General features: G+C 55.8%; 19 protein-coding genes and 1 pseudogene. 16 read left to right on the top strand and 4 right to left on the bottom strand.

Features of this window, described 5'->3' with window-relative positions; all coding sequences use genetic code 11:
• Window positions 1–99: 99 nt before the first annotated feature.
• The gene (locus AX755_RS14855; RefSeq protein ID WP_013096488.1) at window positions 100–768 is read left to right on the top strand and encodes a GntR family transcriptional regulator; all 669 of its coding nucleotides are present in this window, start codon (window positions 100–102) and stop codon (window positions 766–768) included.
• Window positions 769–906: 138 nt separating this feature from the next.
• Here the strand turns inward: AX755_RS14855 and pqqU are convergent, their stop codons facing one another.
• Complete coding sequence (gene pqqU, locus AX755_RS14850) at window positions 907–3,021, bottom strand: TonB-dependent receptor PqqU (protein WP_062857001.1); 2,115 nt, start codon at window positions 3,019–3,021, stop codon at window positions 907–909.
• Between the two features lie 244 nt (window positions 3,022–3,265).
• On the opposite strand from pqqU, the gene yncE reads away from it, so the two are divergent.
• A complete protein-coding gene (gene yncE, locus AX755_RS14845) occupies window positions 3,266–4,327 on the top strand; it encodes a 7-bladed beta-propeller protein YncE (protein WP_062857000.1) in 1,062 nt (353 codons plus the stop codon).
• Window positions 4,328–4,420: 93 nt separating this feature from the next.
• On the opposite strand, the gene ansP is transcribed toward yncE, so the two are convergent.
• Window positions 4,421–5,917, bottom strand: coding sequence for an L-asparagine permease (gene ansP / locus AX755_RS14840; protein ID WP_020684770.1), 1,497 nt, complete (start codon window positions 5,915–5,917; stop codon window positions 4,421–4,423).
• A 382-nt stretch (window positions 5,918–6,299) separates the two neighbouring features.
• On the opposite strand from ansP, the gene AX755_RS14835 reads away from it, so the two are divergent.
• The 11 genes and pseudogenes from AX755_RS14835 (at window position 6,300) to AX755_RS14780 (ending at window position 16,569) form a co-directional block, all read left to right on the top strand.
• On the top strand, window positions 6,300–6,839 hold the full coding sequence (locus AX755_RS14835) for an AAA family ATPase (RefSeq protein WP_020684771.1): 540 nt from the start codon (window positions 6,300–6,302) through the stop codon (window positions 6,837–6,839).
• A gap of 110 nt (window positions 6,840–6,949) precedes the next feature.
• Window positions 6,950–7,969, top strand: coding sequence for an MsnO8 family LLM class oxidoreductase (locus AX755_RS14830; RefSeq protein ID WP_062856999.1), 1,020 nt, complete (start codon window positions 6,950–6,952; stop codon window positions 7,967–7,969).
• Window positions 7,948–9,069, top strand: coding sequence for an amidohydrolase (locus AX755_RS14825; RefSeq protein WP_062856998.1), 1,122 nt, complete (start codon window positions 7,948–7,950; stop codon window positions 9,067–9,069). Before AX755_RS14830 ends, AX755_RS14825 begins: the two co-directional genes overlap by 22 nt.
• Before the next feature lie 16 nt (window positions 9,070–9,085).
• Window positions 9,086–11,348, top strand: a pseudogene (locus tag AX755_RS25830) (NtaA/DmoA family FMN-dependent monooxygenase).
• Between the two features lie 9 nt (window positions 11,349–11,357).
• Complete coding sequence (locus AX755_RS14810; protein WP_013096497.1) at window positions 11,358–11,867, top strand: GNAT family N-acetyltransferase; 510 nt, start codon at window positions 11,358–11,360, stop codon at window positions 11,865–11,867.
• A gap of 9 nt (window positions 11,868–11,876) precedes the next feature.
• Window positions 11,877–12,809 carry an amino acid ABC transporter permease gene (locus tag AX755_RS14805; RefSeq protein WP_023621243.1) on the top strand — a complete coding sequence of 311 codons (933 nt, stop codon included), beginning with the start codon at window positions 11,877–11,879 and terminating at the stop codon, window positions 12,807–12,809.
• The gene (locus AX755_RS14800; RefSeq protein ID WP_040022655.1) at window positions 12,793–13,566 is read left to right on the top strand and encodes an amino acid ABC transporter ATP-binding protein; all 774 of its coding nucleotides are present in this window, start codon (window positions 12,793–12,795) and stop codon (window positions 13,564–13,566) included. Before AX755_RS14805 ends, AX755_RS14800 begins: the two co-directional genes overlap by 17 nt.
• A 9-nt stretch (window positions 13,567–13,575) precedes the next feature.
• Complete coding sequence (locus tag AX755_RS14795) at window positions 13,576–14,463, top strand: ABC transporter substrate-binding protein (RefSeq protein ID WP_062856996.1); 888 nt, start codon at window positions 13,576–13,578, stop codon at window positions 14,461–14,463.
• Window positions 14,464–14,504: 41 nt separating this feature from the next.
• Window positions 14,505–15,122, top strand: a complete 618-nt coding sequence (locus AX755_RS14790) for a glutathione S-transferase family protein (RefSeq protein WP_062856995.1) — start codon at window positions 14,505–14,507, stop codon at window positions 15,120–15,122.
• A 37-nt stretch (window positions 15,123–15,159) separates the two neighbouring features.
• Window positions 15,160–15,390: a tautomerase PptA gene (pptA, locus tag AX755_RS14785; RefSeq protein ID WP_013096502.1), complete on the top strand. Its 231-nt coding sequence runs from the start codon at window positions 15,160–15,162 to the stop codon at window positions 15,388–15,390.
• Window positions 15,391–15,567: 177 nt separating this feature from the next.
• Window positions 15,568–16,569 (top strand): Kdo(2)-lipid IV(A) acyltransferase, encoded by a 1,002-nt coding sequence (locus AX755_RS14780; protein ID WP_062856994.1) that lies wholly within the window; start codon window positions 15,568–15,570, stop codon window positions 16,567–16,569.
• A gap of 37 nt (window positions 16,570–16,606) precedes the next feature.
• On the opposite strand, the gene AX755_RS14775 is transcribed toward AX755_RS14780, so the two are convergent.
• Window positions 16,607–18,292, bottom strand: a complete 1,686-nt coding sequence (locus tag AX755_RS14775) for an NAD-dependent malic enzyme (RefSeq protein WP_062856993.1) — start codon at window positions 18,290–18,292, stop codon at window positions 16,607–16,609.
• A gap of 377 nt (window positions 18,293–18,669) precedes the next feature.
• On the opposite strand from AX755_RS14775, the gene AX755_RS14770 reads away from it, so the two are divergent.
• A complete protein-coding gene (locus AX755_RS14770) occupies window positions 18,670–19,998 on the top strand; it encodes a 2-hydroxycarboxylate transporter family protein (RefSeq protein WP_029883354.1) in 1,329 nt (442 codons plus the stop codon).
• Window positions 19,999–20,119: 121 nt separating this feature from the next.
• Window positions 20,120–20,752, top strand: coding sequence for a helix-turn-helix domain-containing protein (locus AX755_RS14765; protein ID WP_045294193.1), 633 nt, complete (start codon window positions 20,120–20,122; stop codon window positions 20,750–20,752).
• A gap of 31 nt (window positions 20,753–20,783) precedes the next feature.
• Here AX755_RS14765 and AX755_RS14760 read toward each other — a convergent pair whose 3' ends face one another.
• Window positions 20,784–21,083: an ArsR/SmtB family transcription factor gene (locus AX755_RS14760; RefSeq protein WP_013096507.1), complete on the bottom strand. Its 300-nt coding sequence runs from the start codon at window positions 21,081–21,083 to the stop codon at window positions 20,784–20,786.
• Window positions 21,084–21,244: 161 nt separating this feature from the next.
• Here AX755_RS14760 and fusA point away from each other — a divergent pair, with 161 nt between their 5' ends.
• A complete protein-coding gene (gene fusA / locus AX755_RS14755; protein WP_029883351.1) occupies window positions 21,245–23,347 on the top strand; it encodes an elongation factor G in 2,103 nt (700 codons plus the stop codon).
• The last annotated feature ends 59 nt before the right edge of the window (window positions 23,348–23,406 follow it).

Genomic DNA, 23,406 nt, shown 5'->3' with positions numbered 1-23,406 from the left:
TTGCCACGGAACGGTCTGCGTTGTCGGGAAGATACGTGATCTGATCCTTCAACTCAGCAAAAGTTCGATTTATTCAACAAAGCCCTACAGGAATTGAACATGCTTGATTTGGATCATTTAGAGAAAGCGCAAAGAATCAGTCTTACCATGCAAGTTGAAATCAGTTTGAAAGGGGCATTAATTACAGGCTCGTTGAAACCTGGCGCTCGACTGATTACCAAAGAGATTGCCGATAAATTAGGAACCAGTATCACACCGGTTCGTGAGGCACTTTTGCGTCTGGTCTCCTCAGGGGCGCTGCAGGCCACACCGGCGCAGGCGTTTCTGGTGCCGGAGGTCACGCTGGAACGCTATAACGAGATCACCGCTATCAGGAAACAACTGGAACCAATGGCGGTAGCGGCCGCCTGTCAGCATATGACGCCAGCTAAGCTTGAGACGTTGCGCAAAATGTCGGATGCCTTTCATGAGGCGATGCGCAACGGCAATGTTCAGCAGGCGCTGCACGCGAATCGCGTGTTTCGCTTCACCCTTTATCAGTATGCGGAGATGCCAACGCTCAGCGCATTAATTGAGCAGCTGTGGATACGCATCGGGCCCTGTATTAACTATCTGCATCAGGAGCTCAACGACATCAAAGCGTCGGCGTATCACAACGAGGAGTTACTTGCGGCACTGGAAAGAGGGGATGTTGAAGCCAGCCAGAAAGCGGTGGATAAACTGATTGATGAAGCTAATTCACTTTTACAGCGTCAATATTTTAGCTGAGGAATTATTTAGTAGCCAATCTATATTTCCGTCGTAAAACATTCGCTCCATGAATAAGTCCTGATGGCTCTACGCCATCAGGAACGATATTTAAGATTACGAAAGAGAAAAACAGGCAATAAAATGCCTGTTTTAGTCCTACTCGAAACGATAAGCAACCGACAGGCCAATGCCGTAGTTACGACCCGGAGCCGGTTCGTAATAACGCCCGTTGGATTCGTTGACAATCACCGAGCCGGCATACGTTTTGTCGAACAGGTTATCAACGCGACCAAAGAGATCCAGGCCCCAGTTGCCATAGTTGAACTTATACCCGGTATTCAGACCGACCACCGTATAGGACGGAGCCTTTGCCGTGTTTTCGTCGTCGGCCATGATATCGCTCATGTAACGCACGTCGGTGCCCGCATACCAGCCTTCCTCAGGCTGCCAGCCAAACGAGGCAAAGCCCATATTGCGGGCAATACCCGGCATCCGGTTGCCGTTACAGTTGTCATCACCGCAGACGTTGGTGCGGTAGGTGGCGTCCAGATATGTCCATGCCATTTTCAGCTTCCAGTTTTCAGCAAACTGCTGATCGAGGGAAACTTCCACCCCCTGACGACGGGTTTTACCGGCGTTTTTGTAGCTGGTACGTCCGCCAGAGCTGGCATCCACCACAATTTCATCGTCGGTGTCGGTGCGGAACAGGGCCGCGGTCAGCAGGCCATTGCCGATGCGGGTTTTGCTACCCACTTCATAAGTATTGTTGGTGGACGGTTTCAGGCCAATGTTCAGCCCACCCTGGTTATCCGCGCGGTAGGAGAGTTCATTGATGGTGGGGGTTTCAAATCCACGACCTGCCGCAGCGTAAAGGTTCCACGCGTCGGTCACGGCATACTTCACCGCCCCGGCCGGGAGCCACTTGTGATAGCTCGCGTCGCCGCTGTCGTCGCCGTTGCCTGGCGTAACGTAATGATCGTTGGAATCAAACCAGACGGAGCTGTAACGCACCCCGGCATCCACAGAGAGTTTCTGGGTTAACTGCCAGCGGGTTTGCAGGTAAGGATCGACGTTCCACATCAGGTTACGTTCGTTGCGGCGCTTGTCGCCTTTTACGCCGTACTCCGGTACGCCGTTGTTCATCACGAAGTTCTCATACCCGCGACGATCTTCGCTCATGTTTTCGTAGTTCAGGCCGGTGGTAAAGGTCACCGGCACCAGCAGTTCGCCGCGGTGCGTCCAGCGTGTATCGATGCCCTGATAGTGACGCTGCATATCAATCACACCGCCAGAGTGGGAGGGGCGCAGCTGTGGCTGATAAGGGATCGACTGGTACTGGGTCATTTCGCGCTCGCCAGCGTACATCATGACGCTGAGATCGTCCTGCGCGCTGAGCTGGCGGTCATAGCGCAGCCCGGCCTGGGTCTGCTTGATGGTTTTGCGCGTGTTGTACTGATCGCCACGCGGAGACTGGCGCGGGTTATCCTGCCACTCCTGGTAATTCAGTCCACCCGGATCGTTGGCTTTCATGTCCACGCTGTTAAAGATCAGCGTCAGCTTGCTGGCATCGTCAATCCGCACGCCCAGTTTGGCGTTGGCGAGATTCTTCCGCGCACCGCTGTGATCGCGGTAGCCTTTGGTGGTGAAGCGGGTGGTGGATACGGTGTAATCCACATCGCCCGCGTGTGTGCCGTCGCCCATCGCGCCGGTGGCTTTCATCCCGTAACGCCAGGTACCGTAACTGCCGTAATAGCTGCTGGCCTCAATGGTCGGCGGCTGTTGACCGGTCTGGGTGTTGATGTTGATCACGACGCCGGAGGCGTTGCCATACAGGGCAGAGAAGGGGCCGCGCAGCACTTCCACGCTCTCAACGCTGGAGAGATCAATGTTAGAGGTCTGTCCCTGGCCGTCTGGCATGGTCGCCGGGATCCCATCCACGTACATTCGAATACCGCGCACCCCGAAGGTGGAGCGGGCACCAAAGCCACGCATCGACAGCTGCAGATCCTGGGCGTAGTTCTGGCGGTTCTGAATTTGCAGGCCCGGGACGCTACCAAGCGATTCCGAGAGGTTAATGCGTGGCGCGGCGTGACGCATATCATCGCCGTTCACGACGCTGACCGCCGCCGGGGTATCAAGCTCCGATACCGTTTGTGGGGTGGCGCTGACGATCAGGGTCTGTTCATCCGCGCCCATTGCGGTGAGGGGCGAAAAGATAACAGGAGCCAGCAGCAGTGGAAGCGTAGCCCTATGGGCAGAAATGATTTTCATGAAATAAACCGGTTAAGGATAAGAAACGTACCAAATGGAACATGTGCATATATGTTAAAACTTTTGTAAATGCTTTGAAAACTATAACCGCACATTGCGTTAAGGAAAGGCGAAACGGAAAAGAAAAACTCCACATTTTGCTGATTAATGATTACTATTCTCATTAACAAAACGGCAATGCCATGACGTTGCCGACCGGAAGTGATGTCAGCAGTACACCCCCTCTTGTGAAAAAGGAATTGTTATGTCTTTACGTCATCTGTGCTCGCCGCGTCTGCGTCGTTCTCTGTTGTGTAGCGCTTTACTGCTTGCCGGTACCTTCCAGGTGCACGCTGGCGAAGAGATGTTGCGCAAAGCGGTAGGCAAAGGCGCGTATGAAATGGCCGTGAGCCAGCAGGAGAATGCGCTGTGGGTTGCGACATCACAAAGCCGTAAAATGGATAAAGGCGGGATTGTGTATCGCCTCGATCCGGTCACACTGGACGTGACGCAGGTTATTCATAACGATCTTAAACCGTTTGGCGCCACCCTGGATTCGGCCTCCCAGACGCTGTGGTTGGGCAACACCATCAACGGTGCCGTGACCGCCATTGATGCCAAAACGGGCGAGGTGAAAGGGCGCATGGTTCTGGACGACCGCAAACGCAGTGACACGGTCAAACCGCTGCAGCCACGTCAGCTGGTGGCGGATGATGCCACCCACACCGTGTACATCACCGGGGTCGGTAAAGAGAGCGTGATCTGGGTGGTGGATGGCACAACGCTGAAGCTGAAGGATACCATCGCCAATACCGGTACTTACGGCACCGGCCTCGCGCTGGATGCGCAGGCGAAACGACTCTATACCACCAACGCCGACGGCGAACTGGTGACAATTGATACCGCCAGCAACAAAATCATCAGCCGCAAAAAGGTGCAGGATGATGGTAAAGAGCACTTCTATCTGAACCTGAGTCTGGATACGGCCGGGCAGCGTGCCTTCCTGACCGATTCAAAACAGCCGGAAGTGCTGGTGGTGAGCCTGAAAGATGGCAGCGTGATTGAGAAGATCGCGACGCCAGAGTCGCTGGCGGTGCTCTTTAACCCGACGCGCAATGAAGTGTACGTGACGCATCGTGAAGCCGGAAAGGTGAGCGTGATTGACACCAAAACCTACAAAGTGACGAAAACCTTCGACACGCCGGTCTATCCAAACAGCCTGGCGCTCTCTGCCGATGGCAAAACGCTGTACGTGACGGTGAAACAGAAATCCACCCGTCAGCAGGAAGCGACCCAGCCTGACGATGTGGTACGTATCGCGCTCTAATGCGGGCTTTGCCCGGTGGCGCTGCGCTTACCGGGCCTACAAAACCCTGAAATGTAGGCCGGGTAAGGCGAAGCCGCCACCCGGCTTTTTTTATTAACGCGAGGTCTCTTCCACCAGCGGGCCGTCGTGTTTTTCATCGTCATGATGAACCGGCGCGGTGCTGTGGATTTCATGCACGCGCTTACGCACGCCAAACCAGCCGGCAATCAGCAGAACGGCCAGCAGCGGAATGGTGGCGATGGTATAGGTGCCGTTCGGGTAGTCGAACGCCATCAGTACCAGCACGCTGAACAGGAACAGCAGGGTGAGCCATGAGGTCACCGGAGCACCTGGCATCTTGAAGCTCACGTCAGCCGCTTTGCCCTCTTTAATGGCTTTGCGCAGACGCATCTGGCAGACCACGATAAAGGCCCAGGAGGCGATAATCCCCAGCGCGGCCACGTTCAGCACGATCTCGAACACGCGGGACGGCACCAGGTAGTTCAGGAACACGCCAAACACGTAGACCACCAGCGTCGCCAGGATACCGGCATATGGCACCTGCTGCTTGCTCATCTTCGACATAAACTTCGGCGCAGAGCCGCCCATCGACATGGAGCGCAGAATACGGCCGGTAGAATAGAGGCCAGAGTTGAGGCTGGAGAGCGCCGCGGTCAGCACCACGATGTTCATGATACTGCCCACGTATGGCACGCCGAGCTTAGAGAAGAAGGTCACAAACGGGCTCTGACCCGCCTGGTAGGCGTTCCATGGCAGCAGCAGAACCAGCAGCACCACAGAACCCACATAGAACAGACCGATACGCCAGATCACGCTGTTAATGGCTTTTGGCACCATGGTCTGCGGGTCTTTACATTCGCCTGCCGCCGTACCCACCAGTTCGATAGAGGCAAAGGCGAACACCACGCCCTGCACCAGAACCAGCGCCGGCAGCAGACCGTGCGGGAAGAAGCCGCCGTTATCGGTTATCAGATGGAAGCCGGTTGCATTGCCGTCCAGCGGCTTACCGCTGCCAAGGAAGACGGTACCCACGACCAGGAAAATCACAATCGCCAGCACTTTTACCAGTGCAAACCAGAACTCCATCTCGGCGAACCACTTCACGCCGATCATGTTCATGGTGCCGACAATCGCCAGGGCGCCAAGCGCAAAGACCCACTGCGGGATATCGCCAAACGCGCCCCAGTAGTGCATATACAGCGCAACGGCAGTGATATCGACGATACCGGTCATCGCCCAGTTAACGAAGTACATCCAGCCAGCGACATAGGCGGCTTTTTCACCGAGAAATTCGCGGGCGTAAGAGACAAAGCTGCCGCTGGAAGGGCGATGCAGTACCAGTTCGCCCAGCGCGCGAAGAATGAAGAAGGAGAAGATCCCGCACACCAGATAGACGAGGGCGAGAGCCGGGCCAGCCATCTGCAGACGTGCACCAGCACCTAAAAACAGACCTGTACCGATAGCGCCGCCGATGGCGATCATTTGAACCTGACGGTTGCCCATCGCTTTGTGGTAGCCCTCTTCATGGGAGTTTAACCAGCGACGTTTAGCAGCATGATGATCGGCTGCGCTTTTATTGCTTGTTTTCATTGAGTTACCTGTTTGCCTGTCTGAACCATTATCGTGATAGTCCTGCCTGGCAGAGAGCATACAAACGATTGCTTCTGCGCAAACACATGTCGCCTTCCCAGTCATTCTGCGTATGGATAAGGCGAAACATGGCGAGGCATCCTACCTGCAATTGATAAGCGACGCAAAATATAACCGTGCCGAAAGTGATGCACGTCGAAGGAAATCGTGTGGTCAGAGCAGACGGGGATCACAACGCGCTGAATCGTGGTGAGTTTTTAGACAAAAGATTCGCGGATTGATGATTTAAACATCAGTGGTGCTTATCAGTTGCTCAGTGGAACTAGCGGAAGGTAAACGCTATGATCGGTTTGGTTTTTATTCTGCCAGAACGAGGCTAACGGTGAAAATTAATGTAATCGGCACCAGCGGAAGTGGAAAAACCACGCTGGCAAGACGGATCGCTGATGAGCTGGCTATTCCTTATATTGAGATGGACAGGCTTTACTGGCGCCCGAACTGGCAGGGCACAGCAGATGATGCGTTTCTGGAAAAACTGGAGCATGCATTAAGCGCTTCTCAAAACTGGGTGCTCGATGGCAACTATAACCGCACGCGCCCCGTTAAATGGCGCAATGTGGATCTGGTCGTCTGGGTGGACTATGGATTTGTCCGTACGCTGTATCAGGCCGTTATCCGGGCGATCAAGCGGGCCTGGCATCAACACGAACTCTGGCCGGGAACGGGCAATAAAGAGAGTTTCCGGCGCGCCTTCCTCAGCAGAGAGTCCATTATCATCTGGACGATTAAAACCTGGCGCAACAACCGCAGGCGTTATCAGGTCGATATGCAAAACCCGGACTACGCACACATACGCTTTATCCGTATTACCCGCCGCGCTCAGGCGGAAACGCTGATTTCCTCCCTAAAGTCTTATTCTTAACAGGGTTGTATATATCTGATTTCCGGCAAACCAAATGTAAATTAATTGTTTCTCAGCGGTGAAATACGCCTTTATTAATAACGACATGTTAAGTCAAACGAGAACGCAACATGTCCTGGCGAATCAGCATTCTGGATAAAAGCCCCATCGCTGAAAATGAAACAGCCGCCGATGCTCTGGCGCGAACCCTGGCGCTGGCGCAACAGGCGGAAACTCTCGGTTATCACCGTTTCTGGATTGCCGAACACCACAACACCCCACAGTTGGCCAGCCCCTCGCCGGAGTTATTGATTGCCTGGATCCTCGGGCAGACAACGCATATCCGCGTGGGATCGGGCGGTGTCATGCTGCAACACTACAGCCCGTATAAAGTTGCAGAAAATTTCAATCTCCTGGCTGCCCTGGCTCCCGGACGCGTGGATCTGGGCGTCGGAAAAGCGCCTGGCGGTCTGCCGCTCTCCACCCGCGCGTTGCAACTCGGTCTGAATCAGCAGGAAAAGGGCAGCTTTGCCGAACAGCTGGCGCAGCTCGATAGCTGGATCCGTCCTGAAAATCAGTCGGCGGAGGAGGCAGTTCGCGCCACGCCGCTGCCGCCGGTTCCGGCGCAGGGATTCCTGCTGGGGGCGAGTGTCGAAAGTGCTCTGCTGGCCGCAAAGCTCAACTGGCATTTTGTCTTTGCCGCTCACCTGAATGGCGATCCCGACCTGCTGCGCGAGGTCATCACCACCTGGCGGGAACACAGCGCCCGGGAGGTGATTGTGGCGGTGCAGGTCATTGTGGCGGACTCTCAGGCCCAGGCGCACTCGCTGGCACAAAAGGTTGAAGTCTGGGGCGTGGAGCTGGCAAACGGCCAGCGCGTTACGGTGGCCAGCGAAGAGCAAGCCTATGCGTTTGCGCGTCAGGCAGGCAGCGAGCCGCTGCGTATAGCGCGTCGCGCGCAGTCGCTGGTGGCCGGGACCGCTGAGTCGGTACTGGCACAACTGGACGCTCTGCATCACCAGTGGGGGATTGACGAATTCATTATCGACACACCGGTTGCGGACGGCGCCGCGCGCGTGCAGTCCCTGCGTCTGCTGGCGCAGGCGCGACTTAACAGGGGGGTTAACGTATGCGTTTTGGCGAACAACTGATTGCCTGGCGTCGTGAGCTGCACCAGCATCCGGAGCTGTCGGGCCAGGAGGTGGAAACAACCGCCCGTTTGCACCAGTGGCTGACCCACGCCGGTATTACGCCGCTGCCTTATGACTTGCCTACTGGCCTGATGGCGGAGATCGGCACCGGCAACAAACTGGTTGCCCTGCGGGCGGACATTGATGCCTTACCGATCGAAGAGCGCAGCGGGGTGGCATTTAGCTCGCAGCGTGCGGGAGTCATGCACGCCTGCGGTCATGACATCCACACCAGCGTGATCCTCGGGGCGGCATTAAAACTAAAAGAACGTGAAGCGTTGCTCAACGGTCGCGTGCGGATCCTGTTCCAGCCTGCCGAAGAGAACTTTGGCGGTGCGAAGAGCATGGTGCGGGCTGGGGCGTTACGTGACGTCAGCGCCATCTTCGGTATGCACAACGAGCCGGGGTTGCCGGTGGGTGAATTTGCCACCCGCGGCGGGCCGTTCTATGCCAACGTCGATCGGTTTGTGATCCGCATTACCGGCAAAGGTGCTCATGCCGCACGGCCTCATGAAGGCAACGACGCGATTGTGCTGGCAAGCCAGCTTGTTACCGCGTTGCAGAGCGTCGCCAGTCGCAACGTGAATACGCTGGACTCCGTTGTGCTGAGCGTAACGCGCATTGCGGGCGGCAATACCTGGAACGTCCTGCCGGAAAGCGTTGAGCTGGAAGGGACGCTGCGCACGCATCGCACGGAAGTTCAACAGAACGTCAAAGCACGTGTCGGTGAAATCGCTGCCGGATTCGCCAGCGCCTTCAGTGCCCGGATTGATATCACCTGGTATGCCGGACCGACTGCGCTGGTCAATGACGAGCATTGGGCGGCGTTTGCCACGTCGGTCGCCCGGGAAGCGGGGTATGAAACGCAGCATGCCGAGTTGCATATGGGCGGAGAGGATTTTGCAGTCTATCTGCAGCAGATCCCCGGCGCGTTTGTCAGCATTGGCAGCAATAGCCCGTATGGTTTACATCACCCGGCCTTTAATCCGGACGAAACATTAATTGAGCCGGCTGCCCGTTATTTTGCACAGCTTGCGGAAAAAGCCCTGCAACACGTTTAATTCAGAAGAGGTGAATATGTCTGCAACCCGACAATTGCGGCTGGGGACCATTTTGCACGGTGCTTCCGGGAATATGTCCGCCTGGCGCCATCCTGCGGCGGTGGCCGATGCCAGTATTAATTTTGATTTCGTCAAAGCGACGGCGTTAAAAGCAGAGGAGGGCAAGCTCGACTTTTTATTCGTAGCCGATGGCCTCTACATAAATGAGAAGTCGATCCCGCATTTTTTAAATCGCTTTGAGCCGTTAACGGTGCTCTCCGCGCTGGCGAGCATTACCTCGCGTCTGGGGCTGGTGGGCACGTTATCCACCTCCTACAGCGAACCTTTTACCGTGGCGCGCCAGTTTGCCAGCCTGGATCATCTCAGCAACGGCCGTGCGGGCTGGAACGTCGTGACTTCGCCGCTGGAAGGGTCGGCCAGGAACTTCTCGCGTGAAAAACACCCCGAGCACGCGCTGCGCTACCGCATTGCGGATGAGTATCTCGATGTGGTGAAAGGGCTGTGGGACTCGTGGGAAGGCGATGCCTTTATGCGCAACAAAGAGAGTGGTCAGTTTTTTGACCCCGCCAAACTGCATACCCTGGATCACCGTGGTGATTTCTTCCAGGTTGCCGGGCCACTCAATATTGGTCGCACGCCGCAGGGACGTCCGATTGTGTTCCAGGCGGGCGCATCGGACGACGGTAAAAAGCTGGCTGCAAAGCATGCCGATGCGATCTTCACCCACCATGAAACTCTCGAAGAAGCACAAGCGTTCTATCGTGATGTGAAGCAGCAGCTGGAAAATAACGGTCGTCGTGCTTCTGATTTGCACATCTTCCAGGGCGTGAGCGTCATTGTCGGAAAAGATGCCGAAGATGTGGAAAACCAGTACCAGACCACCGCGGCGCTGGTGTCGGTTAAGGATGCGCTCAATTATCTCGGACGCTATTTCGAACATCACGATTTCAGCCAGTATCCGCTCGACGAGCCGTTCCCGGACCTCGGCGATCTGGGAAAAAACAGCTTCCGCAGTACCACGGATGAGATAAAGCGCAATGCCCGCGAACGTCATCTGACGCTGCGTCAGGTCGCGCTGGAAGCGGCCTCACCACGCCCCCGTTTTTCCGGTACGCCGGAGCAGGTGGCGGACGGCCTGCAGGCGTGGTTCGACGGCTATGCAGCCGACGGCTTCATCATCCAGGGCGGGACGCCAGATACCTTCCCGCGCTTTGTTGACCAGGTGGTGCCGGTGCTACAGGCCCGCGGCCTGTTTCGCACTGACTACCCCGGGCCCACGCTGCGCGACAGCCTGGGCCTGGACGAACCCAAAAATCAGTTCACACAACAATAAAAGAGAACCCGCTATGCAGAAACCATCGCTTATTCTGGCGCTCGCGCTGGCCTTTACCCCTGCCGTCTGGGCAGAGAATGTGAACATTAACGGCACCGGCGTGAGTATTGAGGCCAACAAAACGCCGATCAATACCGCCAAAAACGGCGATGCCATCGCGCAGTTGCCGAAAGATTATCGCTTTGCCGTGCCGGGGAAATTTACCGTCGCGGTAGCGGGCCTCAATCAACCGCCGCTGACGGTTTTCTCGGATGACAACAAAACGCTTCTGGGAAGCGAAGTTGACGTGGCCCGTCTGGTGGCGGATAGCCTCGGGCTGGAGCTGAACGTGGTGCCAACCTCCTGGGAGGACTGGCCGCTGGGGGTGGCCTCCGGGAAATACGATGCGGCGATCAGCAACATCACCGTGACTAAAGCGCGTAAGGAGAAGTTTGATTTCGCCACCTACCGTAAGGATTCGCTCGGTTTCTATGTGAAATCAACCAGTCCAATCACATCCCTGCAGAAGGCGGAGGACATTGCCGGGCTGCGGATTATTGTGGGCTCAGGCACTAACCAGGAGGCCATCCTGCTGGCATGGAACGCCGAAAACCTTAAGAAGGGACTGAAACCGTTTACCCCGGTCTACACCAAAGATGACGCGGCACAAACGCTGGCGCTCCAGTCCGGGCGTGCGGATGCGTATTTTGGCCCAAACGTGATTGGCGCGTGGAAAGCGGCGCTGACCGGTAAAACCAAACTGGTGGGAAGCGTTGACGGCGGCTGGCCGAAGGCGGCGCATATCGCGGTGACGCTGAAAAAAGGCAGCGGCCTGGTGGAACCGGTGCAGACCGCGCTTAATGGCGTGATCAAAAACGGCGATTACGACAAAGTGCTGAACCGCTGGGGAGAAGGGGTGGAACGCATCCCGCAGTCGGAAGTCAACCCGGCCGGTCTGGGTGATTAAGGAGGCGTTATGAGCGAACAATTTCGTGACGTTTCGCCGGAAGATGCCGATCTTCAGCCCATCATCAATGGGCTGTTCGGTGAATACGCTGCCCGCTACGGTGACTATTTTTCGAAAGATGCTGAGGTCGAGCTCACCGAGTGGTATCTGGCGCCGCAGGGGCTGTTTATCGTCCTGGAGCGTGACGGGAAGATTATTGCCACCGGGGCGTACAAACCCTTCGACGAACGCACCGCAGAAATCAAACGCATCTGGACGGACAAAAGCCTGCGTCAGCAGGGGCTTGCCGGGCGCGTGGTGCAGGAGCTGGAGCGCCGGGCGGTGCTGGCAGGCTACAGCCAGATCTACCTGACCACCGGTTTTCGCCAGCCGGAAGCGGTACGGCTCTATCTTAGCCAGGGTTACCAGCCGCAGTTCGATCTCAACCGCGATCCGGAAGAGTACAGCCAGCCCCCGTTTGATGGTCGGTTGCGTTTCACCAAAACGCTGGTTCGTGAAGCGTTAAGTAAAACCGCATGAGGTACGATGATGAGCAACGTTGAAACCATAAAAGTGGTCCCGGCGCGTTATCCGCTACGGGCCGTCGGTGCCGTGGTGGCGCTGTTTGTCCTGGCGGTCGTTGTCCAGTCCGTCGCCTTTAACCCGCGCTGGGAGTGGTCTGTGTTTGCCCGCTGGTTCTTCGACCCGGTGATCCTTGAAGGCGTCGGCCAGACATTACTGCTGACGCTGATCGGCACCGCGCTGAGCGTGATTTTGGGCGGTATGCTGGCGCTGGCGAGACTCTCGTCATCCTGGCTGCTGAGCAGCCTGGCCTGGGGCTATATCTGGCTGTTTCGCTCGCTGCCCCTGATTGTAGTGCTGATCATCCTTTATAACTTTTCCTATCTCTACGACACGCTCTCGCTCGGGGTGCCGTTCACCGGCATGACCTGGGGCAGCTTTGAAACCATCAATGTGCTGGGGCAATTCTCTACCGCCGTTGTCGGGCTAACGCTGGTGCAGAGCGCCTATACCGCGGAGATCATTCGCGGGGGCTTCCTCGGCGTGGATCATGGTCAGTATGAAGCGGCCGCTGCGTTGGGGCTACCGGCCTGGCGTCGTACGGTGCGGATCATTCTGCCGCAGGCACTGCGCACCATACTGCCGTCCGGGTTTAACGAAATCATCAGTCTCGCGAAGGGGACGGCGATGGTTTACGTGCTGGCCATGCCGGAGCTGTTCTACACCATCCAGATGATTTACAACCGCACGCAGGAGGTGATCCCGCTGCTGATGGTAGGTGCCGCCTGGTACCTGGTGATTACCACCGTGTTGTCCGCTATCCAGTATGGTGTTGAGCGGGGACTGGCCCGCAGCGAACGTCGCTCGGCGGTGAATCAGAACCGTACCCTCAGCCGTACCCGTTCCCGTTCCGTCACCACCACGCCCGCACAGGAGCCCGTCCATGCAAGCCTCTCATGAAGGACATATTTCCATTACCGGCGTCAGTAAATTCTTTGGTCGCCATAAAGCGCTCGATAACGTGTCGCTTGAGATCCCACCGGGATCCGTCACGGTGATCCTCGGACCGTCCGGCTCCGGTAAATCGACCCTGCTGCGTACCATTAACCACCTTGAGCGCGTCGACGAAGGGTTTATTCAGATTGACGGGGATTACATCGGCTATCGCCGTCGGGGTGACAAACTCTACGAGTTAAAAGAGAAAGAGATCCTCAAACAGCGCGTCAATGTGGGTTATGTGTTCCAGAACTTTAATCTCTTCCCGCATCTCACGGTGCTGGAAAACCTGATTGAAGCGCCTGTCGCCCATAAAAAACTGAGCAAAAAAGAGGCCGTTGAGCAGGCGTATAGCCTGCTGGATGTGGTGGGGCTGCGTGATAAAGCGGATGCCTGGTCGCGCCATCTCTCCGGCGGGCAGCAGCAGCGCATCGCCATTGCCCGCGCGCTGGCGCTGCGTCCGCGCGTCATACTGTTTGATGAACCCACCTCCGCGCTAGACCCGGAGCTGGTGGGCGAAGTGCTGGATGTCATCAAGAAACTTGCCCGTTCCGGCACCACGCTGGTGGTGGTCACCCATGAGATCGGCTTCGCCAGAGAAGTGGCTGATCAGGTGGTGTTTATGGTCGACGGCAAAATTGTGGAGCAGGGCAGCAGCGATGAGGTGCTGAACCGGCCATCGCACGCGCGAACGCGTCAGTTCCTTTCCCGAGTCCTGTAAGGAGTACCCATGAAATATGGACTTCTGGCAGGGCTGGTCTTTACCGCCGCCAGCCATGCCAGTATTGATTTAAAAGCCAACGAGCAGCCGCTGCCGGTGACGGTGGATCAGCAGGCGGTGGCGAAGATCCCCGCTCATTACAAATTTGTCGAGCCGGGAACGCTCACGGTGGCCATTTCTGCGCTTAACTCACCGCCGCTGGCCCTGCTTGCCAGCGACAACCGTACGCGAATCGGCAGCGATCCGGATATCGCCCGGCTGCTGGCAGGCAGCCTGGGGCTAAAACTGAAGCTCGTTCCCACCGCCTGGGAAGACTGGCCGCTGGGGATCACCTCCGGGCGCTATGACGTGGCGCTGGTGAACATTGCGGTGACCGAACAGCGCAAAGAGAAGTTTGATTTTGCGACCTATCGCGTCGATTCGCTGGCGTTTACGGTGAAATCCACCAGTCCGGTGCAGTCGATTAACGGTCCTGAAGATCTTGCGGGTAGAAAGGTTATTGTCGGATCCGGCACCAATCAGGAGCGCATCCTGTTAGGCTGGAACGAGGAGAATAAAAAGGCCGGGCGTGAGCCCGCGCTGCCGGTGTACCTGACGGATGATGCCTCGGGCAATCTTTATATTCAGTCCGGGCGGGCGGATGTGTTCTTTGGACCACAGTCGGTCGCGGCGTATAAAGCCGCGCTGACCGGTAAAACGCGCGTTGTCGGGCTGGGCCCGAAAAAAGCGTATGTCGCCACGACCACCAAAAAAGGCAATCAACTGGTCTACGCCCTGCAGGCCGCGCTGGACGGCGCGATCACGCGCGGGGAGTATCAGAAGGTGCTGGCGCGCTGGGGGGAGCAGGGCGAAGCGGTGACACACTCGGAGGTTAACCCGCCTGGGATCACGTATTAGTTGTGCTCTACACTTAGGATTTTCACTCCTGAGAGGGCAACATGATCAAACTTTATGGTGCACCCGGCTGGGGCTCGGCAATCAGCGAAGTGATGCTGACTCTGGCAGACATCCCTTACGAGTTTATTAATGTGGACGGGTTTGATGCGCCCGGTCCGCAGCGCGAATTGCTGCAAAGACTCAATCCATTGTGCCAGGTGCCGACGCTGGCGCTGGAAAATGGCGCGATCATGACCGAAACAGCCGCCATCGCCCTGATGGTGCTCGACAGGTGTCCCGATCTGGCGCCGCCCGTCGGACAGGCAGAACGTCAGCAGTTTCAGCGCTTGCTTATCTGGTTTGTCGCGAACGTCTATCCGACCTTTACCTATGCCGATTATCCCGAACGCTGGGTGCCTGACGCACCGGAACAACTGAAGAAAAATTGTATCGAATACCGCAAATCCTTCTATTTGTGGTTCGATAGCCAGCTCAAAGCGGCCCCGTTTGCGCTGGGTGAACAGCTTACGTTACTCGACGTCTATATTGCGGTCGCACGTACCTGGGGGCCACGGCATGCGTGGTTTGCCGAGAATACGCCAAAGATAACGGCCATTGCAGACGCCGTGTGTCAGCTTCCTGAACTGCACAAGGTGTTAAAGGCAAACGGCATTATCTGATAACGTGTAAACCTGATTCATAACAGGAAGCCTGCACATGCCACATGTAGATATCAAATGTTTTCCCCGGGATTTAAACGACGAACAAAAAAACGCGCTGGCGGCTGATATTGCCGAGGTGATAATTCGTCATTTCAACAGTAAAGACAGTTCAGTGTCGGTGGCGTTAAACCAGGTTAATCCTGAAGACTGGAAAGCGCAGGTCTGGGACAGCGAAATTGGCCCGAAGCTGGATTCGTTGATTAAAAAGCCCGGCTATTCGATGTAATTTTATTTGCCGGGCAGCGGCCTCGTTGACCCGGCATTTAAGTTTCTCCCGACATTTCGCAAAAATCGATAATACGATCCTGTGACGTTTCCGTTACACTTTCCCTCTCTAAAACTTTCACGAAATCATCTGGTAAGCACAGCAGTTGCGTTAAATTCAGTACAGGATAATTTTCTCATGACAAAATTACCTCAGTTCTCACTCGCCTTTTTTCATCCTCGTTACTGGCTCAGCTGGACAGGCATTGCAGCGCTCTGGTGCATTGTGCAGCTCCCGTATCCCCTTTTATTAAGAATCGGACACGGGCTTGGTCGTCTGGCCATGCGTTTGCTTCCCCGTCGTGTGGACATCGCTCGCCGCAACCTTGAGCTCTGTTTTCCCGACATGAAAAAGGATGAGCGCGAAAAGCTACTGCAGCGTAATTTTGAATCGGTTGGCATGGGCGTCATCGAAACCGGGATCGCCTGGTTCTGGCCTGACTGGCGTGTGCGTAAATGTTTCAGCGTCAGCGGATATGAACATATGGAAGCGGCCCGGGCGCGCGGAAATGGCGTGGTGCTCATCGGTATGCATTTTCTCACGCTTGAACTGGGGGCGAGGATCTTTGGCATGCTCAACCCGGGTGTCGGTGTTTATCGCCCTAACAATAATGCGCTGCTGGACTGGCTGCAGACGCGCGGCCGTCTGCGCTCAAATAAAACCATGCTGGATCGCTACGACCTGAAGGGCATGATCCGCGCCCTGAAGCAGAATGACATTCTCTGGTACGCCCCGGATCACGACTACGGCAAAACCAACAGCGTGTTTGTACCGTTCTTTGCGGTTCCTGATGCCGCGACAACCGCCGGAAGTTATATGCTGGTGAAGAGTGCCAGACCGGCGGTGATCCCGTTCGTTCCACGCAGAAAGGCAGACGGCAGCGGTTACGAACTGATTATTCTTGAAGATATCGGCGAAACGCTGCAGGGCGGTGATAAAGCGTCGGTAGCCACGCAAATGAACAGGGCGATTGAGCGCGCGGTGCTGATGGCGCCGGAGCAATATATGTGGTTGCACCGACGCTTCAAAACCCGTCCTGAAGGCCAGCCGGACAGATATGCGCGCAAAAAAAGCGTGGTCACTTCCAACAGTACTGTATCTACAGGCGACATGCCTGAACAGTCAGGCATTCAGCACTAAAGTATGCCCTCACCGTAACGTGAGGGCAGGCTGACGGCTACAGCGCAGCCCTGCGGTACGGCGCATAATCTGCTTGCCACCAGGTCTCTTCAATCCGCGCCAGCAATATCTCATCCTCCATGGCTGGCGCAACACCTTGCTCAATGGCCGCTCTGGCGACGGCAAACGCGATATGGCGTGACACCGTTTCTATATGATCCACCGGCGGCAATAACCCGCCTTTTTCGGTTGTCACCAGCGGCGACTGCGCGGCCAGGCTGCGGCTTGCCGCCATCAGCATTTCCTCGGTGACCCGGCGTGCATGGCAGGCCAGAATACCCAGCCCCAGCCCGGGGAATACATAGGCGTTATTACACTGGGCAATATCGTACTGTTCGTCCTGCCAGAACACCGGCGCAAACGGGCTGCCGGTGGCGACGAGCGCGGCGCCCTGTGTCCAGGCAATGAGATCCTGCGGTTGCGCCTCCGCACGTGATGTGGGGTTAGAAAGCGGCATAATCACCGGACGCGGGCAGTGGCGATGCATCTCTTTCACAATCTCTTCGCTGAAGAGGCCCGGCTGGCCTGAGACCCCAATCATTACCGTCGGATGCGCGTTTTTAACCACGTCCAGCAGCGAAATATTGTTCGACTCAACCTGCCAGTCGCGGATCGCTTCGCGCGCCGTGAGCAGGTTTTTCTGGAAGTCGAGGAGGTTGGTCATATCGTCAGTCAGCAGGCCAAAGCGATCGACCATAAAGACCCGACTGCGGGCTTCGGCTTCGGTTAGCCCGTCATCCATCATCAGCGCCACGATTTTTTCGGCGATGCCGCAACCGGCGGATCCGCTCCCCAGGAAGACCACGCGCTGATCGCGAACACGGGTCCCGGCAGCATGGGCGGCAGCAATCAGCGTGCCCGCGGTCACGGCGGCGGTACCCTGGATATCGTCGTTGAAACAGCACAGCTGGTCGCGGTAGCGCTGCAGCAGTCTGGTGGCGTTTTTCTGCGCGAAATCCTCAAACTGCAGCAATACATTGGGCCAGCGCTGCTTCACGGTACTGATAAACATGTCCATAAACTCGGCGTACTGATCGTCGCTGATGCGTGGGTGACGCCAGCCCATATACATGGGATCGTCCAGATGCTGCTGATTATTGGTACCGACATCGAGCATAATCGGCAGGGTAGACGCCGGGTGGATCCCACCACAGGCGGTATATAACGAGAGTTTTCCAATGGGTATTCCCATCCCACCAATTCCCTGATCGCCAAGCCCCAGAATACGCTCTCCGTCGGTCACGACGATGACGCGAATATCATTGCGTGAGAAGCTTTGCAGCATTTCATCAATACGGTGACGATTGGGCCAGGAAATAAACAGCCCACGCGCGCGGCGATAAATAGTCGAGAAGTGTTCGCACGCTTCTCCTACCGTGGGGGTATAGATAATGGGTAACGTCTCTTTCAGGTGCGAACGCAGCAGGTTGTAAAACAGCGTCTCATTAGTATCCTGGATATTACGCAGATAAACGTGGCGGGAAATATCGCTTTTAAAATGACAGAATTGTACCCAGGCGCGTTCGGTTTGTTCCTCGATGGTTTCAACGTTGTGTGGCAACAAACCGTGCAGATTAAAGTTATCACGTTCTTCTTTAATAAATGCGAGCCCTTTATTTAATAACGGGTTTTCCAGTAATACGGCGCCGCTATAAGGGGTATACAGTACTTCTTTGCGAGACATGAATGACTCCTGAATTTCAATAATCGGATAAGGTTCAGTTGCAGGCGCAGGTTTATTTATGTCTTTGGTTTCGCGCTAATCTAGCGGTTAAGGATCATAGGCGTAGTGATAACGGTCACAGTCTTTCTGGTTTAATTAATTTCAAAACACCGACGCGGCGATTAAAAACTTTAGTTACGAAAAGATGAATTAAGTTATTTAAAAACAAATTCTCGTGCTGTTCACATTTCCGGCGAAATCGCCATGCTAATTTCTCGTTGAACCATTTTTATAAATAGCAATTTGAATACGATTAAATATTAAAGCTTTATTAAGTACAGGCTAATTACAATTTATTCCTGTTTATTGATATCCGAACCTACTAATCCGGTGATTATATGAAAGATAATTCTGTAACCACGTCTCCAGTCGCTTCACGTTTTGCTTTTGGGTTGAGCAATGCTGAAGTTGGCGCGGTCCCGTTGATGCTGTTTGTCGGGATCGCGGCCATTGTGGCCACCTCCGCGTGGGCGGGGCTGCTGCCGAAAAACATGATCGGTGGACTCGCGGTGATCATGACGCTCGGTTTCGCCTTTGCCAAAATTGGCCGACAGATCCCGCTGCTGAAAGATATTGGTGGCCCGGCAATATTGTGCCTGATGCTGCCCTCGGTGCTGGTCTATTTTGGCGTATTCGAGAAACACACCCTGGATACGGTTCACCTGCTGATGAAAGAGGCCAATTTACTCTATTTCGTCATCGCCTGTCTGGTGGTGGGGAGTATTTTGGGGATGAACCGCGTGCTGTTGATCCAAGGGATGATCCGCATGTTCGTTCCGCTGGTGGTGGGTACCCTGATGGCCGTGCTGACCGGTTTACTCGTTGGTTCGCTGTTTGGCTATACGCCGTATCACACCTTCTTCTTCATCATCGTACCGATTATCGGCGGAGGGATTGGCGAGGGGATTTTACCGTTGTCGCTGGCCTATTCGGCGATACTGGGTCAGACACCTGACGTCTACGTGGCGCAACTGGCACCCGCTGCCGTAGTGGGGAATATTTTTGCCATTATTTGTGCGGGTACGCTGGCGCGCCTCGGGGCAAAACGTCCCTCGCTTTCAGGCAATGGCATGTTAACCCGCAGCAAAGATGACACAAGCCTGTTTGCCAGCGCGCAGAGCGTACAGCAGACGGATTTCCATCTGATGGGGGGCGGGCTGCTGATGGTGTGTGCGTTTTTTATCGTTGGCGGACTGTTTGAGAAGCTGGTGCATATTCCCGGCCCGGTATTGATGATCCTCATCGCCGTGCTGTGCAAATACTTCAAGGTGATCCCGGCCTCCATGGAGCAGGGGGCGCACAGCTGCTATAAATTCGTCTCCGCTGCGCTGGTCTGGCCGTTGATGATTGGTCTCGGCATGCTGTACGTGCCGCTCGAGAGCGTGGTGTCGGTCTTTTCGGTGGGATACGTGGTGGTGTGCGGTTCGATCGTCATCGCAATGGCGCTGAGCGGCTATTTTATTGCGTCGCGCCTGAATATGTACCCGGTGGAAGCGGCGATTGTCACCTGCTGTCATAGCGGGCTGGGCGGGACAGGGGATGTGGCAATTCTTTCCGCGTCTAACCGCATGTCGCTGATGCCGTTTGCCCAGATTGCGACCCGCATTGGCGGTGCGTCGACGGTGATTTTCGCCACGCTTTTGATGGGCTGGTTAATGGCGCACTGATCCCGGATGTCAGAAGACTGAATCGCAACGACATTTTCAGCACGCCGTTGCGGTTCAGTTCTTTATAAATATCACTGCGCTGGATAGAATTACCGCATTCACAGCGACGGGAAACCGCACGATGACCGGAAGAGTTGATTACCAGATTGAAAAATTTCTCTTTACCGAAGCCGCCGAACCAGAGCGTCTGACGCGTCAGTGGGCGGAGGTACTGGAAGAGTGTCGGGAGCAACAGGCCGGTGCAGAAGAACGCCTGCGACTTGCGCTGCTGAATGTGGATTACGTCACCAGCTTTGAGCTTCCTTTCCGGTTACTCCTCACCCGCGCCCCGCAGTTAATTGACGGCCTCAGAAAAGAGCTTCAACTCAGCCAAAAAAATGTGCTTTTTAACGGCAAGCGCTTCGGCTGTGTTTATAGCCTGAAAATGAATCTGGACGGGATCCCCGATGAATTTAACTACCACCTGAAAACGCGTATCCAGCGCAGTGATAGCGAAGGGGGGAGCGAAGTGCCGTACCGGCAAATCGCCCAGCAGGTGAAAGCGCCCCGTGAGCGATTAAAGTTAGCGCTGGAAAACGGGCTCTCGGTAACCGCACTCGACGGGCTTTTCTGGTTCGGCATTCAGCGCATCGCGGCCGATGTGCAACGGTTGCGCAAAACGGGGATGAGAATAACCACCTCCGGGACCGAGGTCTTTGATACGCTGACCAGCACCCGACGGCAGATCCCGGTCTATCGTCAGGAAAAAGCGTAGCGTTGCAACGGATATCAACGTAACCGCAGGGCTATTCAGCCCGCAGCAATATCGCCATCAGCCCAGGAAAACGGGCATCCAGATCGTCTCTTCGCAGTGAAATCATATTCTCTCGCCCCTGCGGGCGCTGCCAGATTACACCGCTGTCGCGCAGTACGCGCCAGTGGTGGGTCATGGTGGATTTCACCACATCGTCCGGGCGCAGCGCGTTGCAGCTCAGTTCACTGCCATCTGCCAGCCTGCGGATAATCGATAGCCGGAGCGGGTTGCCGAGAGCAAACAGCACATTTTCCAGCAGTATTTGTTCAGGTTCGGGGTGGTTTGGGATCATCGTTTTCCTGCGTCAACGTTCAGATTGAGCTATATCAACAATAGGTCAACCGTGAAAAAATAGTTCGATAATACTCGTACAATAGGACTATTATAGCAAACGAACACACAGGCGACCATCCCGGTCGTCACAACTCAGTCTTACAGACTTAAGGAAATATTATGCCCCGACCCATCCCTCTCGAGCGTTATCGCAACATCGGTATTTCCGCGCATATCGATGCCGGTAAAACGACAACCACCGAACGCATCCTGTTTTACACCGGGATGAGCCACAAGCTGGGTGAAGTACACGATGGCGCGGCAACAACCGACTGGATGGCGCAGGAGCAAGAGCGCGGGATCACCATTACCTCCGCGGCCGTCAGCTGCTTCTGGCCGGGTATGGACAGAGGGTTTGAACCGCACCGGATCAATATCATCGACACCCCGGGGCACGTGGATTTCACCATTGAGGTGGAACGTTCCATGCGCGTGCTGGACGGTGCCGTCATGGTGTACGACTCCGTGGGTGGCGTGCAGCCACAGTCAGAGACCGTCTGGCGTCAGGCGAATAAATATCATGTGCCGCGCCTGGCGTTCGTCAACAAAATGGACCGTCCGGGTGCCGATTTCTTCCGCGTCGTACGGATGATGCAGGAACGCCTGAAGGCGAATCCGGTGCCTATTGTGATCCCTGTGGGCGCGGAAGAGCATTTCACCGGCGTGGTGGATCTCATCAAGATGCGTACCATTGTGTGGGATGATGCCACACAAGGCATGGTGTTTAACTATGCGCCGGTACCGGACGAATTGCTGAGCACCGCGCAGGAGTGGCGGGAAAAAATGGTCTCTGCGGCAGCAGAAGCCAGCGACGCGCTGATGGATAAATACCTGGAGACGGGCGACCTTGATGAGGCTGAGATCATCAAAGGGCTGCGTATTCGGACCATCTCCGGTGAAATCCAGCCGATGCTGTGCGGCAGCGCCTTTAAAAACAAAGGGGTACAGCGCATGCTCGATGCGGTGATTGAGCTGATGCCATCCCCTCTGGATGTACCGGCCATCGACGGTGTGGACGAAAAAGGGCAGCATGCGGAGCGTCATCCAAGTGATGAAGAGCCGTTTTCTGCGCTGGCGTTCAAACTGATGAGCGATCCGTACGTCGGGCAGTTGACCTTTATTCGCGTTTACTCTGGCGTGTTGAGAAAAGGCGACGCGGTGTATAACCCGGTGAAGGGCAAGAAAGAGCGTATCGGACGCATCGTGCTGATGCATGCCAACGATCGTCACGAGGTGGATGAGCTGCGCGCCGGTGATATTGCGGCCTGTGTGGGTCTGAAGGATGTGACCACCGGGGACACGCTCACCGATCCGAATGCGGTCATCACGCTTGAGCGAATGGAGTTCCCGGACCCGGTGATCTCCCTTGCCATCGAGCCAAAAACCAAGGGCGATCAGGAGAAGATGGGCATTGCCCTGCAACGCCTGGCGGCGGAAGATCCGTCGTTCCGTCTGCATACCGATGAAGAGTCCGGCCAGACGATTATCTCCGGTATGGGTGAGCTACATCTTGAGATTATCGTCGATCGCATGAAGCGTGAGTTTGGTGTCGAGGCAAACATCGGCCGTCCGCAGGTGACCTACCGCGAGACGCTGCGCAAAGCGGTGAAAGATATCGAAGGCAAATTTGTCCGGCAGTCCGGTGGTAAAGGGCAGTACGGGCATGTGGTCCTGAGCCTTGAGCCGTTAGAGCCTGGTAGTGGCTTCAAGTTTGAAGATGCCACGAAGGGTGGCGTGGTGCCGCGTGAGTATATTCCCTCTGTGGAAAAAGGGCTGCGCGAAGCCATGAACAGCGGCGTGCTGGCGGGGTATCCGGTTGTCGATGTAAAAGCGACCCTGACCTTTGGGTCGTATCACGACGTCGACTCCTCGGAAATGGCGTTCCGCATGGCGGCGATCCTCGGGTTTAAAGAGGGCGCTCGCAGAGCGGATCCGGTGATCCTTGAGCCGGTGATGCATGTCGAGGTGGAAACGCCGGAAGAGTATGCCGGTAATATTATGGGCGATCTCTCATCCCGTCGTGGCATGGTGCAGGGCATGGAAGAGCAGTACGGCAGCCAGATTATCCGCGCTGACGTGCCGCTGGCAGAGATGTTTGGATACGCCACCACGCTGCGCTCGATGTCGCAAGGCCGCGCGACCTACACGATGGAGTTCCACCATTTTGCGGAAGCACCGCGCAATGTGGCGGATGAGATTATTGCCCGGCGTGCGAAGAGTTAATTAATTACACATGGTAGTCGTTGGGCTACCATGTGTTTTTGAGCCTGCCACTGAGTTAT

Origin of the sequence: Enterobacter sp. SENG-6 (assembly GCF_001605945.1) — a bacterium.
Lineage (GTDB): Bacteria > Pseudomonadota > Gammaproteobacteria > Enterobacterales > Enterobacteriaceae > Enterobacter > Enterobacter cloacae.
This window is presented reverse-complemented; position numbering and strand designations above follow the sequence as displayed.